10 protein-coding genes and 1 tRNA gene are annotated in these 26,501 nt (G+C 55.0%); 3 read left to right on the top strand and 8 right to left on the bottom strand.

Annotation, left to right across the window (positions count from 1 at the left end; translation table 11 throughout):
• Positions 1-27 precede the first annotated feature (27 nt).
• On the top strand, positions 28-2,151 hold the full coding sequence (rpoD, locus tag AAC086_RS05675) for an RNA polymerase sigma factor RpoD (RefSeq protein ID WP_339776378.1): 2,124 nt from the start codon (positions 28-30) through the stop codon (positions 2,149-2,151).
• 106 nt (positions 2,152-2,257) lie between these two features.
• Positions 2,258-2,334 (top strand) — tRNA-Ile (locus AAC086_RS05670).
• A gap of 439 nt (positions 2,335-2,773) precedes the next feature.
• On the opposite strand, the gene AAC086_RS05665 is transcribed toward AAC086_RS05670, so the two are convergent.
• The 6 genes from AAC086_RS05665 to AAC086_RS05640 form a co-directional block, all read right to left on the bottom strand.
• A complete protein-coding gene (locus tag AAC086_RS05665) occupies positions 2,774-3,451 on the bottom strand; it encodes a hypothetical protein (protein WP_339776376.1) in 678 nt (225 codons plus the stop codon).
• A 411-nt stretch (positions 3,452-3,862) separates the two neighbouring features.
• On the bottom strand, positions 3,863-4,333 hold the full coding sequence (locus AAC086_RS05660; protein WP_339776374.1) for a nuclear transport factor 2 family protein: 471 nt from the start codon (positions 4,331-4,333) through the stop codon (positions 3,863-3,865).
• Between the two features lie 109 nt (positions 4,334-4,442).
• Positions 4,443-4,769, bottom strand: a complete 327-nt coding sequence (locus tag AAC086_RS05655; protein WP_339776372.1) for a nuclear transport factor 2 family protein — start codon at positions 4,767-4,769, stop codon at positions 4,443-4,445.
• A 10-nt stretch (positions 4,770-4,779) separates the two neighbouring features.
• Positions 4,780-5,763, bottom strand: coding sequence for a saccharopine dehydrogenase NADP-binding domain-containing protein (locus tag AAC086_RS05650; protein WP_339776370.1), 984 nt, complete (start codon positions 5,761-5,763; stop codon positions 4,780-4,782).
• A gap of 1 nt (position 5,764) precedes the next feature.
• Complete coding sequence (locus tag AAC086_RS05645) at positions 5,765-6,160, bottom strand: VOC family protein (protein ID WP_339776369.1); 396 nt, start codon at positions 6,158-6,160, stop codon at positions 5,765-5,767.
• Between the two features lie 15 nt (positions 6,161-6,175).
• The gene (locus tag AAC086_RS05640) at positions 6,176-6,919 is read right to left on the bottom strand and encodes an SDR family oxidoreductase (protein ID WP_339776367.1); all 744 of its coding nucleotides are present in this window, start codon (positions 6,917-6,919) and stop codon (positions 6,176-6,178) included.
• 137 nt (positions 6,920-7,056) lie between these two features.
• Between AAC086_RS05640 and AAC086_RS05635 the strand changes: the two genes are divergently transcribed.
• A complete protein-coding gene (locus AAC086_RS05635) occupies positions 7,057-7,938 on the top strand; it encodes an AraC family transcriptional regulator (RefSeq protein ID WP_339776365.1) in 882 nt (293 codons plus the stop codon).
• A gap of 165 nt (positions 7,939-8,103) precedes the next feature.
• Here AAC086_RS05635 and AAC086_RS05630 read toward each other — a convergent pair whose 3' ends face one another.
• Both AAC086_RS05630 and AAC086_RS05625 read right to left on the bottom strand, forming a co-directional pair.
• Positions 8,104-16,548 carry an amino acid adenylation domain-containing protein gene (locus AAC086_RS05630; protein WP_339776362.1) on the bottom strand — a complete coding sequence of 2,815 codons (8,445 nt, stop codon included), beginning with the start codon at positions 16,546-16,548 and terminating at the stop codon, positions 8,104-8,106.
• The gene (locus tag AAC086_RS05625; protein ID WP_339776359.1) at positions 16,545-26,450 is read right to left on the bottom strand and encodes an amino acid adenylation domain-containing protein; all 9,906 of its coding nucleotides are present in this window, start codon (positions 26,448-26,450) and stop codon (positions 16,545-16,547) included. The genes AAC086_RS05630 and AAC086_RS05625 overlap by 4 nt, the downstream gene beginning before the upstream one ends.
• Between the last annotated feature and the right edge of the window lie 51 nt (positions 26,451-26,501).

Raw genomic sequence — 26,501 nt, 5'->3', positions numbered from 1 at the left:
TGTACCAAAGCGGGAAACGGGGAATAGATGTCGTCTAAGACTTCGAGCGCTGAAGAGAAAAAGACCTCTTCTGATAACGCAGACGGACCTCTTCTCGATACATATAAAACAGCGATCAAGAAGCTCATTGCCAAGGGCAAGGAACAAGGTCACATCACCGTTGACGAGCTCAATGCGGCCTTGCCGTCCGAGCATTTCTCCTCCGAGCAGATCGAGGACGTGATGACCAATCTCAATGAGATGGGCATCAATGTTGTCGAGAACGAGGAAGGGGACGACAACGAGTCTAATGATGATGCCGAAGCCGATCCCAAGGGCAATATTTCCGAAGATGACGTCGGACGTACCGATGACCCGGTGCGCATGTATCTTCGCGAAATGGGCAGTGTCGAGCTGTTGTCGCGCGAAGGCGAAATCGCCATTGCCAAGCGTATCGAGGCTGGCCGTGAAATGATGATTGGCGGGATTTGCGAAAGTCCGCTGACCATTCAGGCCATTGTCAACTGGCATGATCAGTTGCAGGAAGGCAAACTTCTGCTTCGCGATGTGATCGATCTTGAAACCACCTATGGTGGCGGCCCGGATGCGGCAGCCATTGGCGTCGAGGTGGATGAAAATGCGGAAGAAGAAGTGGACGGCGATTTGACGCCGCCAGTTGCTTCTGACGATGATGAAGATGACGAAAAAGAAGTTGAACCACCGGTTCAGCCCGTTGTTGCCGCCCCGGCGCGTGAACGCAGTGTCGATGCCGAAGACGGCGACGGTGACGCGGAAGAAGGCAAGGACGAAGACAAAAAAGAATCCGACGACGAAGATGAAGACGGAGAAGTTCGTCGCTCGAACGATGACGATGATGACGATGATGACGAGAACGAGCAGGTCAACGTTTCGCTTTCCAAAATGGAAGAGGAACTGACCGAGCAGGTTCTGGAAAAATTCGAAAAAATCGCCAAAACCTATGAGAAATTGCACAAGGCGCAAGAACAGCGCCTGGCCGCGATGAACAAGGGTGAATCCGTTCCGGCGGCCACTGAAAAACGTTACGGCAAGCTCAAGCAGGAAATGGTTGATCTGATGGAAGATGTTCATCTGAACAACTTCCGGATCGAAGAATTGCTTGACCACCTGACCGGCCTGAACAACCGTTTGCTCGGCCTTGAAGGTAAATTGTTGCGGTTTGCGGATCGTTGCAAAATTAAACGCCCCGATTTCGTCAAGCATTACCAGGGCAACGAACTTGATCCGAACTGGATGGAACGGGTTGGGGCTTTGTCGGGCAAGGGCTGGAAGCTGTTCATTGAACGTTATCCCGATGAAATTGCCCAGCTGCGTGAAAATATTGGCGGTGTTTCGGCCGAAGTTGGTTTGCCCATTGGCGAGTTCCGCCGTGTTTACGGTGTCGTCAACAAGGGTGAACGCGAAGCGGGCCGGGCTAAAAAAGAAATGATCGAGGCCAATTTGCGTCTCGTAATCTCGATTGCCAAAAAATATACCAACCGTGGTTTGCAGTTTCTCGACCTTATTCAGGAAGGCAATATTGGCCTGATGAAGGCCGTGGACAAGTTTGAATATCGTCGCGGTTACAAATTCTCCACCTACGCCACCTGGTGGATTCGTCAGGCAATTACCCGGTCTATTGCCGACCAGGCCCGGACCATCCGTATTCCGGTTCACATGATCGAAACCATCAACAAACTGGTTCGGACCTCACGTCAGATGTTGCATGAAATCGGCCGCGAACCGACCCCGGAAGAACTGGCCGAAAAACTGCAGATGCCGCTTGAAAAAGTGCGCAAGGTTCTCAAGATCGCCAAGGAACCGATCTCTCTTGAAACCCCGATCGGGGACGAGGAAGACAGCCACCTTGGGGACTTCATCGAGGACAAGAACGCTGTTCAGCCGCTTGACGCAGCGATCCAGGCCAATCTGCGTGAAACCACAACGCGGGTGCTGGCATCGCTGACACCGCGTGAAGAACGTGTGTTGCGCATGCGTTTTGGTATTGGCATGAATACCGACCATACGCTTGAAGAAGTCGGTCAGCAGTTCTCGGTGACCCGTGAACGTATCCGTCAGATTGAAGCCAAGGCCCTGCGCAAGCTCAAACATCCGTCACGTTCGCGCAAGTTGCGATCTTTCCTGGACTATTGAGAAAAATAGCCAGCCATGCGGCGATACGGGGCTTGACCTTTGCGCCAAAATCGCTAGTTTTCGGGACCGCGCCAAATATTGGCGCGGTCCTTTCTTTTCCCCTCGGGGGCCCGTAGCTCAATTGGTTAGAGCCGACCGCTCATAACGGTCTGGTTGGGGGTTCAAGTCCCTCCGGGCCTACCACTTTTCCAAATTATTATTTAATATCAATATGTTATATTGATTGTGTTCCGCGCCTGGACTGGGCGTGGGACAAATGCTGTTTTCATTTCTCATTTTGGATTGTGTGCGATGTGAGAGAGTTGTTGCTACGGTTGTGTGATCTGGGCGGAAGCTTGCTTTGCATTATTGCGATTGAGGTTTGAGATGAATTCGTGGGAAAAGATCAAAACGGAAAATTTCGACACTGCTGAAGGTTTTATAAATGCGCTTGTTGGCATTGCAGGAGAGCATTTTATTTTCCGCATCTTCACTGATTGCTATCATCATGACTACAATGTGATACTTGCAAAAATTTCGAATATTTTGAAACAAAAAATGATGCAACCCAGTCGGGATCAATAAATAAGCCCGTGCCTTTCGGGGCACGGGCAGACCATTTCTTGCTGCGCAAAATGCGGAACTACAACAAGCGCACTTCAAGAATTCGCTCTTTGTGCTTTTTCAGCGCATCCCTGAACTCCGCAACATCCCCCCTCAGAGTTTCGGCCTTCTCCGGAACCATGCTTTCGTCCGTGTCATAGACATTGTTCAATTCGACCAAACTATGCGTGGCATTCTGAAACGCATCGCGGGCACCCGATGGAACTTTATTCCGGTCGATCAACTCCTTGGCCATATCAATGATTGCAGAGACGGGTCTTTCTCCATTTCTTAGTTCAATTAAATGGACAACCGCTTTAGCGAGACCGGCTTCAACATCCCCACCCTCTTTGGCTTTAATCTTTTCAATTTCATCTATAAATTCCTGAAACCCTGCATAACAGAGGTCCGTTTCACTAAACTTGCTATTCAGGTCCGACAACAGAAAATCTCTTCTATGCTGGGCGGCGATACTCTCTGCTTGAGCCATCTGACGCCGTGTTGCGACAATAACGCACAGACCACCGGCAAGCCCCAAAAGCCCGGCAGTCAACGTTTCCCACTCAAGGGTTCGAACAGCGTTGGCAAAGGGATCAGCATCCCCCGCGAACCACACACTGCCCCATATACCGGCGATCACCACCACCACAGCAATTATCAAGACAATTACCACAAGGTGCCAGTGTCGCAACAAAGCCACAGCTCCGGCTTCCTTCATTCCGAATACCCCCAATGCATTGACCAGATATTCAGATTAATCTTAGTTTCCAGCAAAAAGAAAGCCCGCGCTTGGGTATGAACTGACCCCGTAAAGTTGGACGGCTTAAAGGCTGGGATCATGCTTGTGCCGGGCGGCGGGGCAGCGTCGCAATGCTCGGTAGCCTCGCCGGACACGCTGCCGCGACGGTCCGCGCCCCCGAAAAATCAGGATCGCGCGGCATGTCGCAGGTGGTCTCGCGCGCGGGTCGGCAATTCGTGCCATCGAAAATGTCCCCCCAGACCCTGGCTCGCGTCAGCGCTCCTGCCGAGGGCTGAGGGAATGATGCAAAGGTGCCGCAATCCTTGAATGCCATATGAACGGCGGCGGAAATGGGTCCCGCCGCCGCTTTGCTATCTGTTTTAAGCTACCCTAAATGGCGCCAAGTACGCCGATATCACCCGAGCGCCAGACATTGTCGACGGTATTGCGGGTGATGATCCAGTCATCGCCTGCCCGGATCAGTTCAACGTCGTAGCGGTTCTTCATGAGGTAGTGACGCGAGGGATCGCTGCGGGGAACGTGCTGAGCCTCCACGAGCACATCCATGCGCGCCGTGTCGCCGTCGATGGTCACACGCGGATTGCTGACGGAATGGGTCGTGTCTAGTATGCTGAGCGATGTCGACAGGGCCGCAACAATGACATCCCGGCCTTCGATGACCGGATATTCGAACCCGGCCTTGGCGGCGGCCGGCCGGAAGTCCGAGACCGCATTTTCTGCGAGTGAGGACGAGAGAAGCTCCTTGTCGCGAAGGTCGATACCAGCGGCGAAGCGATATAGCGCTTCGACGACAGCCAGCTTGTCGGCGGCTTCCCGGGTGGGAGAGGTCGAATTTGTCATGAATATATTCCTTTTCTGGTGCCAAGGGCTTGCGGGTGCAAGCCCTTTCCGGCATCTGCGCCTCAGGCGCGGATGTTCGTTGTCGTGATGAGACTGTGAGGTGGGCCTGTTACTCGAGATTGGCGTCGATGCGCTTGATCAGCCCCTCCAAACTGGTCGCGAACTTGAGGATGCCGATCTCGTGGCCGAAATCGCCGGTGAAATCGAGGCGGACGTTGGCGTTGAAGTCGTCCAGCGTCTCGATGGACAGCAGCCTGCTTGCGGTGTTGTAACCGACGAAGAACCGCTCGAAATAGAGCCGGACGCCGTCCCTGCCGACGAAGGCGTTGCCGACCGAAATATCGTTGATGACGGCATCGGCAGCAAACATGGATAGCGCGCCCTCGACGTCGAAGGCGTTTGTGGTCGCGATGAAGGAGCCGACGAGTTTCTGCATGGTGCGTTCCTCAGATATCGATGATCGTGGTGTCAGCGATGGTCTGAGCGAAGCCGCTTCCGAACAGAACGGCGGGCGTCTGGAAGCCGGGGCGGACGTCGCCAGCAAGCACACGGCGGCCAGCTTCGGCCGCAGCCATCGCGGTGAAGGTATAGCCGTTGACCGTGTCGAGATGCGAGCGGGTCACCTGGCCTTCTGCATCGGTGACTTCGACGGCCGCCTGATAGCGGTTCGCCAGACGATCCTCTTCACTTGGTCCATCCGGAAGCAGGGAGAGATCGCCCTGCGGAAAGCCGTCGCCTGTCACATACACAAAGGTCTCGACATCGGGGACGCCCGTCGACCGCCAGATCGTGATGAGATCGGGAAGCGTCACCGGAAAACAGTCGACGCCGCCCTTGCCAAAGTCGAACTTCCGGATGCCGTCAGCAGGAGCGTTGACGAGCTTGCCGCCGATACGCGCCAGGGTCCGGATGGTGACATTCTCCATGGCGCTAATTGCTGACCCGCGCGAGAGACCACCTGCGACATGCAGCGCGATCCTGATTTTTCGGGGGTCGCGGACCGTTGCGACAGCGTGTCCGGCGAGGCTGCCGAGCATTGCGACGCTGCCCCCGCCACCTGGCATCAGCATGATCCCGGCGGCCTTCGCCGCGTCGTCCAGGTCTTCGGCCAGATGGTAGCTGTCAAGCTCGGCTGCAGTGTCGAGATAGTGTATGCCGTTGCGGAGCGACGCCTGCATCAGGGCTTTGGCGGTTCGCAGGAAAGGCCCGGCGCAGTTCAGCAGGACCGAAATATCGGCAAGGCCTTTGTCGATCACCGCAGCGTCGTCGAGGCCGAACACCCGGTATTCAATGCCGAGTTCGGCGGCAAGCCTGGAGAGCGATTCCTCTGTGCGGCCCGCGAGAACGAGAGGCGTTCCCGCCGCCTTTGCATGTTTCGCTGCCATGCGGCCGGTATAGCCGGTCGCGCCATAGATCATTAGCTTTGTCATGTCAGTGCTGCCATTCCTTGTAAACGAATTCGAGGCTGTAGCCGTCGGGGTCGCGAACCTGCGCGGCGTAATAGCGTGGGTCATAGTGAAGCTGTGGGCCGGGCGGATGGATTTCGGTTGCGCCCGCAGTGATCGCTGCGTCATAGGCGGCATCGACTTGGGCGGTGCCTTTGGCGACGAAACCGATATGAACCGATCCGCCCTCGACGCCCTCTTTGCGAAGCCAGAAGAACACCCTGCCGTTCGCGCCAAAGCCTTTCAGGTCCGGATGGCCGGGAGGCCCGTCCTTTCCGTCGTAGTCATGGGCATGGATGATTCCGAGCGGTGCCAGCGCCGCCTCGTAGAAAGCGACCGAGTGGGTGATGTTGCTGACGGCGATGAAGACATGATCGAGCACGTTGCTCTCCTTTGGTCAGATGATGTAGCCGCCCGCGACTTCGATGTTCTGGGCGTTGATCCAGCGGTTCTCGCTTGACAGAAGGCTGGCCACGACACCGCCGATCTCTTCGGGTTCGCCGACGCGGCCAAGCGCAGTCTGGCCTGCAAGCATCGCTTCGAACGCGTCGTTCAGGCCACCGCCGAGTTCGGTGCGGATCGCACCAGGTGCAATCGAGTTCGCCCGAATTCCCCGTTCGCCGAATTCCTTGGCCATGTAGCGGGTCAGGACTTCGAGGCCACCTTTGAAGGATGCATAGGGCGCAACGCCTGCAGTCGCCACGCGCGATGTGGCGCTTGTAATGTTGATAATCTGGCCACCATCCGCCATTAGCGAAAGCAGGATCTGGGTCAGGAAAAATGGGCCTTTGAGATGAACGTTGAACAGTCCGTCGAACTGTTCTTCCGTCACTGTGGCGATCGGATTGAACAGGCCATATCCGGCGTTGTTGACGAGATAGTCGAAATCATCACGACCCCAGATGGCTTTTAGTTGATCGGCGACAGCATCACGGAACGCCGGAAAGCCACTGACCTTTCCGACGTCGAGCTTCAGGGCGACAGCCCTGCCGCCGTTCTGCACGATCATTTTCACGACCTCCTCGGCTTTTTCAGGATTGCGGTGGAAGGTGACGACAACGCCCATGCCGTTGCGGGCGCATTCGATAGCGGTGCTTGCTCCGAGGCCCCGGCTGCTGCCGGTGATGATGACGATTTTCATGGGGTTTTTCCTTCTGTGTTCGGTATGACCTGAAACTAAGCCTGCGCCGTCTCTCGCGCTCACCCATTTCTCTCTGAAACTTGCCTGTTTCTGCTTCACGCTTGCGGAGCCGGCCTCAGTCTGTCACCTTCGCGCTCATGGAAAACCAACTTCAGGAACTGCGCAGCCTGGCCTCGTCGGCCGAAAACCGCCGAACGGAAACGGGTATTCCCCGTGTTGCCATGGTGCAGGGCGAGATACCGGAACATCGGCTGTCGGCCGTCTATGAACCGATGATCAACCTGATCCTGACGGGCTCGAAGACGATGACAGTTGGCGAGCGGACCTTTGCCTACGATCCGGCCACTTATTTCGTCATGTCGGTCGATCTTCCGGCCGTGGGATCGGTGCATCCGTCGGCCTCCGGGGAGCCGTATCTCGCGGTCAGCCTGACGCTTCATCCTCCGACGGTCGCGTCGCTGATGAGCGATCTTCCCGTTCAGGTCTGCAGCAAGCTGTTTGGATCGGGCTTTTCGGTGGCGCCGGTCAATGACGAGTTTCTTGACGCCTGGGTGCGGATGCTTCGGCTGATGGACCGGCCGGACGAGGTTGCCGTGCTGGCACCTGTATACGAGCGTGAAATCCTGTTCCGGGTGCTGCAGGGGCCTCTGGGCTGGATGCTTCGGGGCATTGCAGCGCCAGATGCCGCCTTGTCGCGGATCGGTGTCGCGATCCAGTGGATTCGTGAGAACTTCGCAATGCCGCTGCGGGTCGATGCGCTCGCCGAAATGGCGTCCCTAAGCGTTTCGGCCTTCCATCGTCATTTCAAGGCGGTGACGGCGCTGAGCCCGATCCAGTACCAGAAGCAGGTCCGGCTGTTGCATGCGCGGACGCTTCTTTTGGCTGGAGAAGGAAATGCTACTTCGGTGGCGTTCGGTGTTGGTTACGAAAGCCCGAACCAGTTCAGTCGGGAATATGCCCGGCAGTTCGGTTTACCGCCATCCAAGGATGTTGTGCGGCTGCGGAGCCATGCCACGTGACAAGGCGGGGCTGCGACGCGTTTATCGCAAATGTTCGACGCCGCATCTGGCGCGAACCATAGCGTCCCGCTTTGTCCTTAATGATCCCGGATAGTCCCGCGTCCTCGGGAAAAGTGTCTCCTCACAGGAATTTTCAATTTTGGTTGTCAAGGGATTGCCGTTTGCTCACTCCTGCAGGTTTGCAGAAAAATGTTTCCATAGCTTAACGACTTCCTGAAGGTCCGGCTGTGTCAGAAGCCTGTCGTGGGTGCTATCAAGCTGTTTGATTTCCGGATTTTTGACAAAGCGATTCCAGCCTAGATCTTCACCGAACGTTTCAACCGCGATTCCGGATAATCCGTCATCGCGGCTGGCGGTGATCAAAAGGGTTGGAATGTCGCGCGGGCTGTTTTCTGGCCCGGTTTGGAACATCACCAGCGGCATGACGGCACTAAGCGCCTGTACCCTGCGATCAAGCTCTCCGTCTTCAAATCCGGCCTGATCTTCAAGTAAGCCGCCCGTTGTCGCAGACACCTTTTGGATCAAAAAATTACGCAGCATGTCTTCGGTTGGAATAGTGTCGTCCTCATAAAGGTTCTGATCCGGTGCCGCGCCGTCAAGCAGGCAGAGTGCTTTGACTTTTTCGCCTTCTGCGATCAATCGATTTGCCACAAGATAGGCAAGCTTGCATCCCAATGAGTGTCCGCCAATCCTATACGGACCTTCAGGCTGTATGCGGCGAATTGTCTCGGTAAATCGCAGCAAGGCAATGTCAACGTTATTGTCTGGCGGTGTGATTCCATCTGATCCGCGTGGATAAAGCGTATAGACTGGCCCGTCATCCGCAAGACGCGATGCCAGGGGTGCAAGGCTCATATTATGTGCGCCAAGGCCACCAAACCAGAAGAGCGGGTTTCCATTATCAGGCGATCCTGCAAGCGGAGCGTCACTTGCAACCGTGATACTCGCGGTCATTGCCGTGGTGTTCCGATGACTGTTCTTTTCAATCATCTTTGCCATTTCCTGGATGGTGGGATAGGCGAACAGGTCGGTGACCGACAGATCAATATCCATCGCTGACTGGATATTTCCGACAAGTTGCACCGCGAGCAGGGATGTCCCGCCTGCCTCAAAAAAACCGGTTTCGATGCTGACCATGTCAATACCGAGTGTATCGCGCCAGAGTTTCTGAAGCCGTGCTTCAAGTGCATTGCCAGGTGCTGTATTGTGCGGATTTTCGTAGTTTGTCGCAAGAGATGACAGGCTGCGCAGATCGATCTTGCCGGCAACGGTCAATGGAAACTCGTCCAGCGCAATAATGAGGCTTGGTAACATATGTTTGGGGAGAATGTCGGCAACATATCCTCGCAAGGTTGATCCATCGGGGGGGGCATCCCCTGTCATGAGGACATAGGCAAGAAGTCGGTCAGGATTATCGTACGGGAAGCCAACCACAGTTGCCTGAGCGACATTTGGATGTTTCAGAAGGCAATGTTCAATCTCTCCCGGTTCAACACGGAAACCACGAATCTCAAGTTGGTCATCCAGGCGTGACATAAAGACGATATCCGCTGTTTCACCGGAACCGTCAGGCAAAAACCGTGCGCGGTCACCGGTGGCATAAAGGCGATCATGAGCCCCGCGGGCAACCGGGTTTTTAACAAACCTTTCTTTGGTCAAATCAGAACGGCCCAGATAACCTAGCGCAAGGCCTGTGCCCCCCACATATAGTTCGCCAGCCGTACCGGGGGGCGCCGGATTGCCCTCAGGATCAAGAATATGAACCGAAAGGTGGGAAAGCGGCTTTCCGATATTAAATTTGCCTGCGGCGGTGTCACAAATGCCGATTGTCGCGCAAACAGTAACCTCTGTCGGGCCGTAGGCGTTGTAAAGCTTGCGCCCCTGTCCCCAGAGTTTGGCAAGTTTTGGCGGAAGTGTCGCACCCGCACAGATAAGGGTTTGTAAATCTGGCAGAGCTTGATGAGGTAATACAGACAATGCCGGGGGGGTGATTGTCAGGTGGGTAATGGCCTGTTCGTAAAGGAACCCGATCAGGTTTGGTCCGGCCTGAATTGCATCATCGCTTGCGGTGACAAGCGTTGCACCGGCACCAAGCGCCATTGAAACTTCCCAGATCCAGGCATCGAAACTTGGTGCGGCCAGTTGCAGTATGCGATCACCGGGTTTGGTCGCAAAAAGGTCACGTTGCGCCAGCGTCAGTGCACCCAGACCTTCATGACCAATCACGACCCCTTTGGGCTGTCCGGTCGAACCCGATGTATAGATGACATAGGCGATGTCGCTGTGCTCAGGCAGGTTGGCAAAGCTCGGGGTCCCTGATTTAAGGGGTTTGATACCGTCGGGGGTGATTTCTGCAACCGGGGCGGCATCCTTGCGGATCATTGCAAGCCGCTTTGCGGGCTGAGCCGGATCGAGTGGCAGATAAACTGCATTACAATCAAGAATGGCGAGGAAGGCAATTACCCGTTCCGGGCCGCGCGGCAGGGAAACGGCCACGATATCACGCGCGCGGACACCAAGTTTGCGCAAGGTGTTCGACTGGTTTTCGACCTGGGCCATCAGTTCGCCATAACTCCAGACCTGTGAACCAAATGTCAGGGCTGGGCTTTTGGGGGATCCACTGGCGTGTGTTCTGACCATGTCGGAAAGCGTCTCAGACGATATTCCTGGCTTCGGATCAAGGGCATTGCCCCATCGCAGAAGTTTTGCTTCTTCATCGCGGGTGATGAGCGAAATGTCCGAGATCCTGGTATCCGGCGTCTCGGCCACAATGGAGATCAGCCCGACAAAGCGGGCCAGGAATGTTTCAACCGTTCTTTTGTCGAACAGTTCGCAGCTATATTCGATATCAATGTGGATATTATTGGCAACTTCACTGACGGAACAGAGCAGGTCGTATTGGCTCGCACCGCTGCCCTGAGACATATATTCGATTTCCAAACCTTCGGGGGATTGCGGTTCAAATGGCATGTTTTGGACAACATAGCCAATTTGGGAAAGCGGATGCTGGCCGGGATGGCGGGGCGGATTAAGTGCCTCAACAATACGCTGTAGCGGCACATCGGAATTCGCAAAGGCATCAAGCGTGATTGCCCGAACCTCACGCACAAGATCGCGGAAAACCTGGTCGCCACGCGGTTGAGGGCGCAAAACCAGCATGGCAACAAACAGCCCTGCAATCTCTTCCTGCCAGCTTTCCGTGCGGTTGGCGCTGCTGGTGATAACAGGTTGATCGGAAACACCGGTCAAGCGTGACAGAAGGGCGGCAAAGGCGGCGAGCGTGACCATGAACAAGCTGGCCCCTTCTGCCTCGGTCAGATGGCGCAGCCGGGTTGCCGTTTCCCTGGGCAGCACACAGCCAACAATGCCCGCTGAAAACGTCCGATGATTGGGAAGGGGCCGGTCGGTTGGTAACGCATGGCGCGTTGGCATATTTGCCAGTTGTTTGCGCCAATATTCAAGCTGCCGGTCAATTTCGCCCGTATTGAGCTGATTGGCTTGCCAGTTTGCATATTGGCTGTAATGCCATGCGAGTTCTGGCAGGGATGGGGTTTTGCCTTGTTCGAAAGTTCTGTAAAGTGCGGACAGGTCCTTTAGCAAAAGGCCAACTGACCAGCCATCGGCGGTGATGTGATGGAGGACCATCACAAATACATGCTCGTCCCTGGATATCCTTAGAAGCTTGACATGAAAAAGCGGTGCCTTTGCCAGATCAAAATGAATCTGACTTTCCGTGGCAATGCGTTCTCCAAGCTCCTGAGGCGAGACATCCTCGACGGGCAGCTTGATCGTGTAAGGTTTGGCAAACCCCTGCATCATTACATCGTCATGCACATAACAAAACATCCGCAACGCTTCATGACGTTCGATCAGCGATGACACGGCGTTTTCCAGTGCAGGCACGGATAACGGCCCCCTAAAGCGCAGGACAATCGGAATGGTGTAAAGCCCGGTTCCGGTTTCGATGTTGTCGACCAGCCAGAGTTGCTTTTGTGCTTCGGTAAGCGGCGCGGGGCTGCCAGCGGATTGGCGGGGTGTTGCGCTATCAGAAGCCCTGGGCAAAACCGACCGGCCGACATCTTTATTAATCACGGATGCCAGACCGCGAATGGTTGGGGTATCAAACAGCGTTCTCATAGGCAGATTGGTGCCGAGGTGCTGGCGGATCTGGTCAAGCACACGGGTCGCCAATAGCGAATGACCCCCCAGATCAAAGAAGTTGTCATCCAGGCCGATTTTCGGGTGTCCAAGCAGGTGCTGCCAGATACCAGCAAGCTTTGCTTGCACATCCGTGATCGTCTCCGAAGCAACCTTGATGGTTTGGCTTTGCGGTTCTGACATCATTGATGCAGAAGAGACATATTTTGATACGGGCTTTGCCTGTCTGGGGCCAAGGTTGATCCATTGGGAAAGCCTGTCCTCAATATTGCCCGGAGTGACCAGGACCTGCGGACCATCCAGGTGTTTGAGGACGCGCAGGAACGCACTCATTCCTTCGTCCGGGCGCATTTCAAGACTGGCTAGTGTCCGGTTTTGCAAACCGGTTTCCTGTTCTTCCTGCCCGGCAGGTATCCAGCGGTCCCAGTTGATTGAAATCCAGCGTGTTGATGTTTTACCACTGTGTTTTGTGGCAACCGCATCCATATAGGCGCAGGCTGCACCATAGGCCGCAAAGCCAAGCCCGCCAAAAACAGCTGCCATTGAAGACATCAGGATCACGAAATCAGGGCGGCGGCAGGCAAGTAACTTTTCGAGAACATTGGTGCCCCGAACTTTGGCATTGAACTGGCTGCGGGCCTGTTGCGGGGAATATTGATCAAGTGCCCCATGAATTTGGAAACCGATATCACCAGCGGCATGGATCACGCCGTTGATCGGACCGAGCGATGTTTCTATCTCGTCAAAGGTATCGGCCATGGCGGACTGGTCTGCGCAATCAAGGGCAAAGGTTCGGATCTCTGCCCCGGCTTCTTCCATCGCGAGCAGGCGATCAATGATGTCGGCCTTGTCGGCACGTAAGGCATCATCGTTCCAGTCTTTGCGTTTGGGCAGCGGGCTTCGCGAGATCAGCCCAAGCTTCGCCTTGTATATCCGGGCGAAATGTTCGGCGATGGTCAGGCCCAGCCCCCCAAGCCCGCCGGAGATGACATACACCCCCCCTTCGCGGATGTGGCCCAAATCGGCGGATGTCTCGCCAAGCTGAACCGGGCTGTAGGCGGGCACCCATTGGTGACGTCCGCGCACAACACGAATTGGCTCACGGTCTTTTTGCCGGATCGCGTCTTCGATGTGCGCGGCATAAGCCGATACATCGCTTGCCGGATCAAGATCAAGAAGGTGCGTTCTGACATTGGGGCATTCCTGCGGGATGACCTTGAGCGGTCCCAGGGCCATATTGTTTGCAGGTGATAATTCCTCGGTGCCGGTAACATCAAAAACGCCCGTGGTAATTGTGATGATGTCAGTCTGCAGGTCTGAGCGCAACGTCAGCGCACGTCCCAAATGGCACAGGCTATGAAATGTATCGAAGCCGGGAATGTTATCCGTGTCGTCGGCGGCAGTTTGTTCTGATGCTGTTTGAATGATGATGGCGGGGGCGGTTGTTTCGATCAGTGCTTCGTAGTCGGTTGCACTGTCCCGTCGTATGGTTGCGGCGTTTCCGGCAATGTCAAAGGCATCACCTGTGGTGACCCGGATCAGTTGGCAGTCATCATTTTTCGCCAAACGCGTGGCGAGTTTGTCAACCAGCGCATCGTCGCCTGCATCAAGCCACAGCACCGTTCGTTTGCCCGGTATTTTGACCGATGCCACGGGACGGGGGGCCGATTTCCAACCTGGCACATGGAACCAGCGTTCCGGATCAGGTTGCCGGGTTGGCTGGCTGCGGGACCGGGTTTGTTCGTGTTCGGTCGTGCCGGGCGGATCTATCCAGCAGCGCTGGCGTTGTAACGGAAGTGTTGGCAAGGACACCAGATGATGGAGTTGGTCCTGACGATAGCTTTTCCAGTCAATGGCAACGCCGCAGGCCCAAAGCCTCCCGAGCGAGGCGGCGATAACCGCGTCATCATGTTCGTTTTTGTCCTGCGGTCTGGCCAGGGATTGCACACATATCGGCGCGGGCGCGCCCTTGGCACCTGCCGTGATCCGGGCAAAGGTTGAAAGCGCATTGCCCGGTCCGATTTCGACCAGTGCGATTTCAGGGTCGCTCACCAGATGACCCACGGCTTCGCCAAAGCGTACTGCCGTGCGCAGATGTTTGACCCAGTAATCAGCGGTGGCAATTTCATCCGGGTCGGCAGGCTTTCCGGTGACGCTTGAAATATACCGGGTTTCGGGAGCGCGATATCGGATTGTCTTTGCAATTTCGGCAAAGGCGGGCTGGATTGCTTCCATCGTTGGCGAATGAGCCGCCCGCGAAACATGCAGACGCCTGTAATCAACGTCGCGTTCTTCAAGCAAGGCAATGAAATCATTCAGATATTTTTCTTCACCTGAAACCACACACATGTCAGGCGCATTGATCACGCCAACCGACAGGTTACTACCAATGAAATGTTTGATTTCGTGTTCATCGTAATTGAGTGCGATCATGCCACCCGCGATACTGGTATCCATCAGTTGCCCGCGTGCCAACACCAGTTTCAAGCCGTCTTCGGCGCTAAAGATGCCGGCTTCGAAAGCAGCAGCAAATTCGCCACTGCTATGGCCGATGACGGTTTCGGGTGTAACACCCCATGATTTCCAGAGTGCACACAGGGCCAGCTGGATAACATACATCAATGGCTGGCTAACCATCATGCGATCAAGCTGTGACTGCGCCCAGCCCGGATCAGAGCTGGTTAAAACCGCATAAAGGTCGATATTGGTCCGGGTTTTGAGAACGGATGCAAGTTCGTCAAAGCGTTTGCGGAAAACCGGCTCCTGCGCAAGCAGGGCCCGGGTCATGGTGGTTGATTGGCTGCCGTGGCCGGTCATCATGAAAGCCACACGACGTTTTTCGGATGCCGCTGTCTGCGCTGTGGTTATTGTTGCATTTCGCAATGCTTTAACCACAGTTGCATGATCTTCCCCGTTGATCGTCAGGCGATAGGGCAGCGCCTTGCGCCCGGTTTGCAAGGTATGAGCAACGGCTCCCGGCGAGGGCGCATCGGGTTCGTCTAGAAACTCTGCCAGATTATTACAAGCCTGTTCGAGGGCTTCCGGGCTGTGGGCCGAAAGTGTCAGCAGGTTGGTTTTTCTTGCCGTTGCGGGCGCGGACTGCGGTGCAAAGCGGTTTTCGGCAAGGATAACATGGGCATTGGTGCCGCCGATGCCAAACGAACTGACACCGGCAATACGTTCGGGTTGCGTTTCCGAGATTTTCCACGGTGCGAACTGAGCGCTGATCTGGAATGGCGTTTTATCCAGATCCAGTTCCGGGTGGGGCCTGGTGAAATGAACGGTTCCTGGCAGGGCACCCTCGCGCACGGCAAGCACGGCTTTCATAAAACCGGCAACCCCGGCAGCCGCCCCGGTGTGGCCAAGGTTGCTTTTAACCGCACCAAGAACACAGCTTGAATCTGCCAGATGTTCTGAATGTGCGGTTCCTGCCCAGACGCGGACCAAGGCTGAAACTTCGATCGGGTCGCCAAGTGGTGTGGCCGTGCCGTGGGTTTCAACAAAGCCGATTTCGGTCGGGTCAACTTCGGCAATACGCTGTGCTTCGGAAATGGCGCGGACCTGGCCTTCAAGCCCTGGTGCGGTGTAGCCGACTTTTCTGGCGCCATCATTGTTGATCGCACTGCCCCGGATGATCGCATGGATTGTCGCCCCGGCGTCAATCGCATCAGCCAGCGGCTGAAGCAAAACCATGCCGCAGCCTGCCCCGTTGGTCGTGCCTGCGGCGTCTTCGCAAAATGGTCGGCAACTGCCATCAGGCGAATTGATCATGCCGGTTTGATAGAGATACCCCTGTGCTTCGGGTACGGTCAAATTAACCCCACCGGCAAGGGCCAGATCACACTCGCCGGTCAGCAGTGATTGGCAGGCGGTGTGAATTGCGACCAGGGATGTCGAACATGCGGTCTGTACCGTGATGGCAGGTCCGGTCAGGTTCAGTTTGTAGGATACAAGTGTGGTCAGATAATCCTTGTCGTTGGAAATCAGGGTTTGGAAAAAACCGAAATCTTCAAGAACCTTGGGATTGGTTGCCAGATTGTTGTGAAAATAGGTGTTCAGTGCCACGCCACCGAAAACGCCGATGTCGCGTTCGGGATCGTCATTGGCAAAGCCGCCATCTTCCAGTGCATGCCAGGCGGTTTCCAGAAACAAACGACATTGCGGATCAAGCAGGGCGGCTTCGCGGGGACTGAAACCAAAGAAGCCAGCATCAAAAAGATCAATATCACCCAGTGCCGCGCCACGGGGTACATAGTCGGGATGTTTGAAAAGCGTTTCGGGAATACCCGAAGCGCGTAATTGATCATCGCTGAATGTGGCGATGGTTTCCTTGCCCTCGACCAGAACAGCCCAAAGGTCCCTTGGTGTGCGAATGCCGGGGAAACGGCAGGCCATGCCGACAACTGCAATCTCGGTATCACGCGGCGGGATTTTGCAGGGTTGTTTGGTCATGACAGGTCGCTTTCACCTTTGGCCGATGTCCGCGACCGTGCCGCGCGACGGATGGATATTTTTCGCATGCGACTCTTTCTTTCCTCTGCACGGTGCCGCGATGGTGCGTCGGCAGGTCCCTGATCAATCAGGGTGGCAAGTGACGAAACCGTCGGGTGTTCGAACAGATTGACCATGGCGATATGGTTTGCATCCGGGAACTGTTGATGAATTTCGGCCAGAACACGCAGCATCAGGAAGGAATATCCCCCAAGATCAAAGAAGTTGTCATGCAAGCCAACGGTGCTGCATTCAAGAACCGATGACCAGATCGAGGCAAGCTTTTGTGCGGTTTCCGAGATTGGCAGATGCCTGGACGATGTTGCCTTGTTTGGCACCGAACTCCGGACGGGTGTTGGCAGGTCCTGCCGACTTATTTTGCCACTGGGCGTTTGCGGCAGGGCGTCAAGCTTGATCCAGACTGTAGGCACCATGTATTCCGGCAAAACCTTTGCAAGTTTTGTGCGCAGCTGGCGAGAGATTTCACTGTCATCATCCGTGGGTGAGCTGGCAACGTAATAGGCGACAAGGCGTTTTTCGCCGGTGGAATCCGACCATGCAATGACAGCGGCATCACGGATCTCGTCCAGCCCCGTTAAGGCCAGTTCGATTTCGGCAGGTTCGATCCGGTACCCGCGAATTTTCAGTTGCTGATCGACGCGTCCGAGATATTCATACCAGATGGTTTGATCATGCCCGATGCGCATACGGGCAAGGTCACCTGTGGCGTAAATTCGCCCGGTTTTGCCAAACGGGTCAGGACGGAACAGTTTTTCTGTCAGATCCGGTTGACCGGGGTAACCATTGCCGACGGCCTTGCCGCCAACCCAAAGTTGACCGGGCATGTTGGGTGGCAAAAGCTGCCCGTCATCATCAAGAACGTAAAGGGCTGTGTTGGCAACGGGACTGCCGATTGGCGGGAATTCCGGCCAGGTATCGCAGGTGCCTTGCAATGTGTGGGCGCTGACCACATGGGTTTCGGTCGGGCCATACTGGTTGGTTAGCGTGCATTTCGGCAATGCCTTAAACAACATTCGAATGGTCGGCGTAATGCGCAACTGCTCGCCAGCCGTGATGATTTCACGAAGTGCCTTTGGTTGTTTCGCGGCCAGTGGCCATGCTTCGGCAATTTGCTGTAACGCCGTAAAAGGCATGAACAGGCGTTCGACCTTGTTCTGTGCTGTATAGCTTAGAAGGCGCGGCATATCCTGGCGCAACTCGGCGGGCATCATCACAAGTGTTCCGCCGCCACAAAGCGTGGTGAAAATTTCCTGACTGGCGACGTCAAAGCCAAGGGTTGTGAATTGCAGGGTGCGTGCTGACGGGTAAAAGTTGGGATCGCCAAGCTGCCATTGCATCAGATTGACCAGTGCGCGGTGGGGCATTTGCACCCCCTTTGGCTTGCCGGTCGAACCCGATGTATAGAGCTGATAAACCGGATATTCCGCATCCATGACGAATGGGTGGAGTGGGGCATCCGACATTGTTTCGTCGTTTATGACCACAACCTTGCCTATGCCGGCATAGGCGGCCTCGCCATCCTGATCGCTGATCAGGATGCGCAGTTTCGCATCCGCGATGATGTTGGTAATCCGGCTTTTCGGGAGGGTCCGGTCGAGTGGCACATAGGCACAACCGGCCTTAAGGACGGCAAGCAGAGCTATGATCATTTCTGCAGATCGCCCGAGATCAATACCGATCATGTCACCGGGGAGCGCACCCCTGGTTTGGACTGTACGGGCAAGCGCGTTGGCGCGGTTATCAAGTTCGCGATAACTCATCCTGGTATCGCCTGCCTCAACCGCGATGACATCGGGGGACTTGTTGACCTGCTGTTCGACCAGCATATGCAGAAGGATATTGTTTGCGGCTGGTTCAAACGCTGGCTTGGCAACCGCGTCGATCAATCGATGGACATTTTTTGTTTGGGCTTCATCCATCAAGGCAAGTTTGCCGACGGGGGTGTCAGGTTCTGCGAGCACCTGATCAAACAGCATCTGATACTGATCTGCCATGCAGACAGCGGTGGCTGGATCAAACAGGTCTGTTGCGTATTCCCAATGGCCGTCAAGGCCCGCATCGGGTTTTTCGATCAGCGTAAGGTTAATGTCGAATTTTGCGGTGCCGGTATCAAATTCAAATTCTTCCAGACGCAGCCCCGGAACGACGAGATTTGTTGTTTCGTGATTTTGAAGATTGAACATCACCTGGAAGAGAGGGGAATGATCAAGGTGACGATCGGGGCTGAGATCCTCGACCAATTGTTCGAACGGTACTTCCTGATTGGCAAAGGCATTCAGAACGATATCGCGCATATCGGTAAGAAGTTCGCCAAATGGTTGCGCAAGATCAATCTTGCCGCGGGTCACCACGGTATTTACGAAATAGCCAATCAGCTTTTCCGTATCGGCATTGGGACGGTTGGCAACAGGGGTTCCGACAAGGATATCGTGCTGGCGCGACCAGCGGTTCAGCAGGACAAGGAACACCGCCAGACCAAGCATATAAAGCGTTATCGAGGAAGCTTCACCAAGTTTCCTGGCACGCTCAGTTTGTTTGGCGCTTAACTGAAAACGGTGGGTTGCACCCTTGAAACTTTGGCGTGCCGGGCGCGAGCGGTCTGCAAACAGGGAGAGGCTTTGCGGGGCGCCCTCAAGCGCATGGCGCCAATAAGTGCGTTTGTCCTGAAAATCGGTATCGCTTAAACGTTCTTGTTGCCAAAGCGCATAGTCGCCATATTGGAAGGGAAGTTCGGGCAGGGCAGCGCCCCTGGCGTTTTTGCCCTCCCGGAAGGCTTGATAGAGGGTGGCAAACTCGGTGATGAAAACGCCCTGTGACCAGCCGTCTGTCGCGATGTGATGCCAACACAATAAACCGAAATGCCGCCCGCTTGAAAGCGGCCAGAGTTCAAAACGAACCGGTAGATCTGTGCCAAGGTTAAACAGTTTCGCCGTTGCTATTTTGGCGGTCTGGCACAACTGATCTCGATCATCCTTCAGGGTTTCGGAATGGATGACGAAGGGGAAGGTCGCCTCGTTTGTTACAATCTGAACCGGTTCAATGGCAATTATACCAAACCGGGTTCTCAGTGTTTCGTGACGGGCCAGTATGGCGTTCAATGTCTCGGCAATAATAGCCGGATAAACATCGCCTTCGATCAGAAATGCGCTGATCGTGGTATATGCAGCTGATCCACCTTCGAGTTGATCAAGGAACCAAAGCGAACGTTGGGCGTAGGACACCGGGATGATCGCACTGCCATCAGCCGTGAAGTCATTGCGTCGATGGGCGGTCAGACTATTTTGATCGGGTGTATCCGCATTTTTTGTATTGCCAATGCGCTCGGCCAGTAACGAGATGGTCGCGCATTCGAAGATATCCTGAACCGAGACATTGGCGTTCAACCGGTTGCGAATGCGGGCCACTACCTGAACCGCGCGAAGGGACTGGCCGCCAACCGCAAAGAAATTGTCTGTGCGGCCAAAGCCGTCCTGACCGAGAACTTCTTTCCAGATGTCAAACAGTGTTTCTTCAACCAGCCCTTCCGGCGCGTCGAGCGGGTGTGTGTCCTGATGGCTTTGCGTGCGCTGATCAATGTGGCTGTTGGCAATCTGCTGGATGCGGCGCCGGTCGATCTTGCCACTCGACAGGCGTGGAATTGACCGGACCGCCACCAGATGGGTGATGGTAATCGATGCCGGAAGCCGTTCACGGATTTTGCTTAGGACGGCATCGGCGGTCAGAGGGGGCTGATCATTTGTCGATACATGGGTAATGATAGCGACAAGGTCATCATTCACCGTGGTAACGGCAGCATCCTGAATGGCCGGATGACCTGTCAGGGCCTGCTCAATCTCGTCGGCTTCGATCCTGATCCCGTTGACCTTAAGTTGCGCATCCATGCGGCCAAGATACTCAACGCCGTCTGGCCCCAACCGTGCCCTGTCACCTGTTTTATAGCGAAAGCCGGGTCGCACGGATTGTTCGGTTGGCTTGGTATCTTCGTCAGGCGGCAGGAAGCTTTGTGCCGTGCGGTCGGCATCATGGAGGTAGCCAAGGCTCATCCCCAGGCCGGTTATGACCAGTTCTCCGGGCATGCCATCGGGAACCGGTGTGCCAGCGGCATTTACAATCGTAATTGACGTGTTATCCACTGGCTGGCCAAGCGGCACGAGAGTGTTCTGGGAAGAACCTTTATATTCGTGGCAAAGCGCATCAATACAAGTTTCAGTCGGTCCATAGCAGTTAAGAATTCGCGCGCCTGGGAGTGCAGATTTTAGTGCATCGGCAAGCGATTTGGGCAGAGCCTCACCGCCAGAAAGCACCAGCCGTAGCGAACTTGCACTCGAAAGCAGGCCGTCAGAAAGCATCACCCGATACAGGGATGGCACTGCCTGCATCACGGTCACCTTGTGATTGGAAATTGCGTCACAAACAGCAAGGATGTCATCGTTGCGCTTTGTGACAGGCACGACCAACGTCGCCCCGGCAACAAAGGTTGTGAAAAGCTCGATCAGAGAGGCATCAAAGTCGAAGCTTGTGTTCAGGGCAATCGTGTCATTCGGCCCAAGCCCGGTGGTGTCGATAAACCAGTGTGCATGATTGCAGATCGCTCTGTGCGGGATGGTGACGCCCTTGGGAATGCCGGTTGATCCCGACGTGAACAGGATGACAGCCGGATCATCAGGGGCAACATTTTCGGAAACGATTTCTTGATCCGTATTTGCCAAACAGGCGCTGATCAAATCGGCGAGTTTGATCAGCATTTTGACGTTTAATGCGTCCGGGATTGTGCCGTCCGTGATGATGGCCGCAGGTTTGGCCGTTTGCATGACCAATGACAGGCGTTCGACCGGATGAGCCTGGTTAAGCGGGACATAGGCACAACCCGCCTTGAGAATTCCCAGAAGAATGATCGGCAGATTGATTGACCGGTGACAGTGAACACCAATGCAGTTGCCCGGTTTGATCCCGGCCTTGCGTATCTGATCGGCAACGACACCGGATCGGTATTCCAGCCCGGAATATGTGATTTTTTCGCTTTCATCACTGGTGATCAGTGCGGTGGCATCCGGTGAGCGCAATGTCTGTGCTCGAATCAATTGATGCAGGCCACCTTCAAACGGATGGTCAATCATGCGTCCGGTTAATTCGGAGGCCGCCGAGGTATCTCCGTTTCTTAGATCAAGCCTGGAAATCGGCATATCTGGCGACCTGGCGACAGCACCTGCCAAGGTTTCGAAATGGCGGGCAAGATTGGTCGCACTTTGTTCGGTGAAGATGTCGCTGTTATATTCAAGGTATCCGGCAAGCTGTTTTGTTTTTGGATCGGTCCGCAGATTGATGCCCAGATCATATTTCGCCCAAGGCAGGGCAAGGTCGATGGGGCTGGCTTGCAATCCTTCGACTGTCAGGTCGAAATCCATTCCATCATCAACAGTTAGGGTGACCTGAAACAGCGGGGTGATGTCCAGACGTCGATTTGGATTGACCGCATCGAGTAACCGGACAAATGGCAGGTCCTGATGATCAAATGCCGACAGAATACGTTGGCGCACCTTTGCAAGCAGTTCGGCAAAAGAGTTTTCAGAGTCAACCGGCGTACGGATAACGAGGTTATCAGCAAAGAAGCCAACGACATCCTCGACACCGGGATGATGGCGACCCGACACCGGGGTTCCGATGGCGAAATCATCCTGATTGGAATAGCGGTGTAGAAGGGCTGCAAAAATCGCGATGCAAACCATAAAGCTGGTTGCTTCAAAATCCTTACAAAACCGGTTAATGCCCTCTAACGGGATGCTGATCGGGACATGATCGCCCTGATTGCTGGGCACGGGCGGGCGCGGTCGATCAAGCGGCAAATCCAGAATCGGAACATCGGCCAGCTCGTTCTTCCAGAAGGCATTCAAAATATCCCGGTATTCGCCTGAAAGCTGTTCTTTTTGCCAGACCGTGAAATCGCCATAGCTGAGGCGCGGGGTATCAAGTTCCTTGCCAATATAAGCATCGGCAAGGTTGCGCAACAGGATGTCAACCGACCATCCGTCACAGATCAGATGATGAAGCACCATCATCAGGATATGTTCGTTCGGCCCGGTCTCAAGAAGATGAAACCGCATGAGGGGACCTTTGCACAGGTCGAACCGGATATTGGCAAGCTGGCGGAGGGTCGCATCAACATCCTTGTGCGCGACCGGTTCGGCAGTCAGGTTGATTTTGCTCGGTGGTAAAAGATGCTGAACAGCATTGCCGTCCTTTTCCTCAAAAACGGTTGAAAGGCCTGTATGCTTTTGCACAACGGCGTTGAGTGCTTTTTCAAGCCGAGTGACATCAAGCGGACCGGTCAGGCTATAGGCACCCGGAACGGAATAGGTCGTGCCCATATCCATCATGTTTTCCAAGGTCCAGACCCGTTCCTGTGCAAAGGAAAGCGGCTGATCCTGTGTCTGCAGGTTGATTGGTTTGGGCATCGCTGACGGCGGGGCGACCGGGACGCGACCCGTCATACGGTCAATTCTGGCGGCGAGATCGGATAAGACGGGCGCAGCAAAGACGTCCCCGATGGTAAGGCTCGCAGGCTTGTTTTTTGTGTGCCGTATGTCGCGATAGGACGCGACCAACCGGATTGCGCTTAGCGAGTTGCCGCCAACGGAAAAGAAACTGTCAGAGCGCGAGACATTTTCGAGACCAAACAGATCGGTCCAGACTTTTGCAAGTTCCTGTTCGGTTTCCGATGCGGGGGCTTCGAAATCAATGGTCCGATCAGCAAAGGAAGCAGGCAAGTTTTCAACCATATCGAGCAGCGCTTTGCGATCTACCTTGCCATTGGGGGTGAGCGGCAAAGTATCAAGCAACCCGATCCGCTCTGGCACCAGATAGGCCGGAAGTGTTTTGGCCAATGTCTGTTTGATCGATGCCTCGGTTGGTAAGGCGTCTTTATCGTTGGCCGGGATGCAAAATGCGATCAGGGATTTTTCACTGGCAGATGATGGATTGCTGACAATGACCGTTGCGCGGCCAATTGCCGCCAGTTTCTCCAGTGCGATTTCGATTTCGGCCAGTTCAACACGGAAGCCGCGAATTTTAACCTGATCATCGGCACGCCCGAGGATTTCAATCACAAGCCCGTCACCATTTGGATCATCAACCCAACGGGCAAGGTCACCGGTGCAATAAAGGCGTTCGGTAAATGATTTCGCGGCGTAAATGACTGTCTTGGTGACGAAATTTTTTGCGGTCAAACCGGGTTGATCAAGATAGCCATCTGCCAGACCATCTCCGCCAGTCCAGAGCGTGCCAGGCACGCCAGGAGGCGTGATGTGTCCGCGTGCATCAAGGATATGGGCGGTGGTGTTTGATATCGGCTTGCCAACAATTATCTTGTCAAGCGCGTTTGCATCAAGACGATGGCAACAGGTGAATGTCGTGTTTTCTGTGGGGCCATAGCCATTGATGAGCTGCGTGCTGGGCAGCGTTGCAAGCGCTCGTGCGACATGGGCCGGTGACAGGGCGTCACCTCCGGCAAGTAGATATTTAATCTTCCTGAGCGCAGCCGGGTTGCTATCGATCAGGGTCGAAAACAGCCCGGATGTCAGCCAAAGCACATCTACCTTGTTAGCGTCGATGATGTCGCCAAGCTGATCAAAGGCGTCTGTGCCCGGCGGCGGTAGAACCAGCTTCGCACCATGGAGCAAAGCGCCCCAGATCTCGAGCGTTGATGCGTCAAAGGAGGGGGAGGACAGTTGCAGGAAAACCCGTTCAGGCCCAAACGGGATAAAGCTTTGGCCCCTCACCAAACGCGTGATCCCGCGATGTGGAACAGCGACACCCTTTGGTCGTCCGGTTGAACCGGATGTATACATTATATAGGCTATCGCATCTGCGCCCGCATCGTGATCGGGAAGGGCGCTGGTGTCAGAGTTAACGTTATCTGACAGTTCAGATGAAAGCACGCAAATACCAGACGAGAACCCGGACCCCGATATCGTCGTCTCACGGATCACGATGGCGGGCTTTGCATCGTCGATCATAACGGCCAGCCGGTCTTCGGGGTAAGCCGGATCCAGCGGGATGAATGTGGCACCAAGGCGCAAAACGGCCAGTTGCGAAACAATCAGGTCAATAGAACGCGGTAAAAGCAGACCAATGCGATCCCCTTTCTGAACGCCCCTGGTTGCCAGGTGGACGGCAAGCTGTTCGGCCTGCTGGTGCAATTCGCGGTAGATCAGGCTGGTTGTGCCATCATCAAGGGCGATGCTTTCAGGGGTGGTTTTCGCTTGCAGATCAAACAGGCTCCAGACGGATTGGTCCTTCGGGTAGGCGACTGGTTCTGGCATAGCCTCAGCCGCGATCAGCATCGACAGCTTGTCAGGCAGCAATGTCAAATCAGCCAGCGGTGTTTGCGGGTTTTCCAGTGCATCGCAGGCAAAAGTGGTAAAACAGTCCGCCAGACATTCTATCGTCTGATGGTCAAACAATGCTGTTTGATAGTCCCAGTGCATCACAAGGTTGCCGGTACCGGCCTGATCGGGGATCAGGGTCAGCATTAACGGGTATTTGGCGGTTTCAACTGGTGCTTCACGATCTTCGAGGGTGATATCCCCCAGTTTCAGCGTGCCACCATCGACATTCTGAACCGCAATCATTGTCTGGAATACTGGAGGCTGCGGTTGTTTTCGGTCGATTGGCAAGTCACCGACCAGATGACCAAACGGCATGTCCTGATGGTCAAACGCCTCAAGCGCACGCGACCGGATTTGTTCTGACAGTGCGGTAAAACTCATATCCGACGAGGGATCGGTTCGAAGTGCAACCGTGTTGACGAAATATCCTGCGACGTCTTCGTATTTCGGTTCCAGTCGCCCCGCGACCGGGGTGCCGATAACGATGGTTTCCTGATTGGTGAGGCGGTGCAAAAAGGCCGACTGCAACGCACAGGCCACCATGAAGGGCGTCAGGTTCTGGACACGACAATAGATGGCCAGTGCCTGAAGGATCGAAGGTGCTGCCGTGTGGGTACTTCTGCCGCCGCGATAGTCGGGTTTGGCCGGATATGGCCGGTCATAGGGCAGGACCAGTTGGTCCGGAATACCTGCAAGCAGGTTGCGCCAATATGCGCTGTTCTCGGCATGGCGTGATGTATCTAGTGCCGCGCGTTGGGCTTTGGCATATTCGGCATAGCTTGAACGTAATACCGGAAGCTTTGGTGAGCGGTTACGCAAAATGGCGTCATAGCGCTCGGAGATCTCGTTGATCAGCAAGCCCGCCGACCAGCGGTCCGTGATCAGGTGATGCTGGCTCAGGATCAGTATGGACCGGGTTTCTGATTCAATAATTAACCCGATGCGAATAAGGGGTCCGTTTTCAAGATCAAAGCTGTGCCACGATAGCTGCCGAACCGTTTTTTCGATTTGTCTGGTATCGCCACCGATAAGGTCATGTTGTTCGATTTCAATACGGAGCTGGCGCGCAATGCCAAGTTTCAATCCGTCGGGCTCGGCAAGGAAACTTGTGCGCAAGGCATCATGACGGGAAATCGTCGCATTGATCGCACGTTCAAGCACATTGACGTCAATTTTGCCGTTCAGCGTGACCTGACGACTTTCGATATACAGACCCGGCCAGTCATTGGCCTGCTGGCATAGGGACCACAGCATTTCCTGCATCGGGGCCGCAGGAACGATTTCGGGTGCGGCATCCTGATTGTCAAGATAGGCGATGATATCCGCCTTTTGTGCAACCATTTGGTCGCGCAATTCCCCCTGAACGACCCCTTTGGGCGCAGAAAAGCGAAGCTGTCCATCTTCGAGCCATAGCCGGACAGAAAGTTCGCCAAGTTCTGCGATGAAAGACTGGATCATTGGGGGCCTCAACCAGAAATGTCTGTTTGCCGGCGTATTGATGCACCGGTC

It is taken from the genome of uncultured Thalassospira sp. (assembly GCF_963976115.1).
In the GTDB taxonomy this organism is placed as follows: domain Bacteria; phylum Pseudomonadota; class Alphaproteobacteria; order Rhodospirillales; family Thalassospiraceae; genus Thalassospira.
This window is presented reverse-complemented; position numbering and strand designations above follow the sequence as displayed.

What these genes read in the sequence shown, in the direction of transcription:
- AAC086_RS05665 (WP_339776376.1), bottom strand. Translation starts at nt 3,451, where the DNA reads ATGAAGGAAGCCGGAGCTGTGGCTTTGTTGCGACACTGGCACCTTGTG.
- AAC086_RS05630 (WP_339776362.1), bottom strand. Translation starts at nt 16,548, where the DNA reads ATGACCAAACAACCCTGCAAAATCCCGCCGCGTGATACCGAGATTGCA.
- AAC086_RS05635 (WP_339776365.1), top strand. Translation starts at nt 7,057, where the DNA reads ATGGAAAACCAACTTCAGGAACTGCGCAGCCTGGCCTCGTCGGCCGAA.
- AAC086_RS05650 (WP_339776370.1), bottom strand. Translation starts at nt 5,763, where the DNA reads ATGACAAAGCTAATGATCTATGGCGCGACCGGCTATACCGGCCGCATG.
- AAC086_RS05640 (WP_339776367.1), bottom strand. Translation starts at nt 6,919, where the DNA reads ATGAAAATCGTCATCATCACCGGCAGCAGCCGGGGCCTCGGAGCAAGC.
- rpoD (WP_339776378.1), top strand. Translation starts at nt 28, where the DNA reads ATGTCGTCTAAGACTTCGAGCGCTGAAGAGAAAAAGACCTCTTCTGAT.
- AAC086_RS05625 (WP_339776359.1), bottom strand. Translation starts at nt 26,450, where the DNA reads ATGATCCAGTCTTTCATCGCAGAACTTGGCGAACTTTCTGTCCGGCTA.
- AAC086_RS05655 (WP_339776372.1), bottom strand. Translation starts at nt 4,769, where the DNA reads ATGCAGAAACTCGTCGGCTCCTTCATCGCGACCACAAACGCCTTCGAC.
- AAC086_RS05660 (WP_339776374.1), bottom strand. Translation starts at nt 4,333, where the DNA reads ATGACAAATTCGACCTCTCCCACCCGGGAAGCCGCCGACAAGCTGGCT.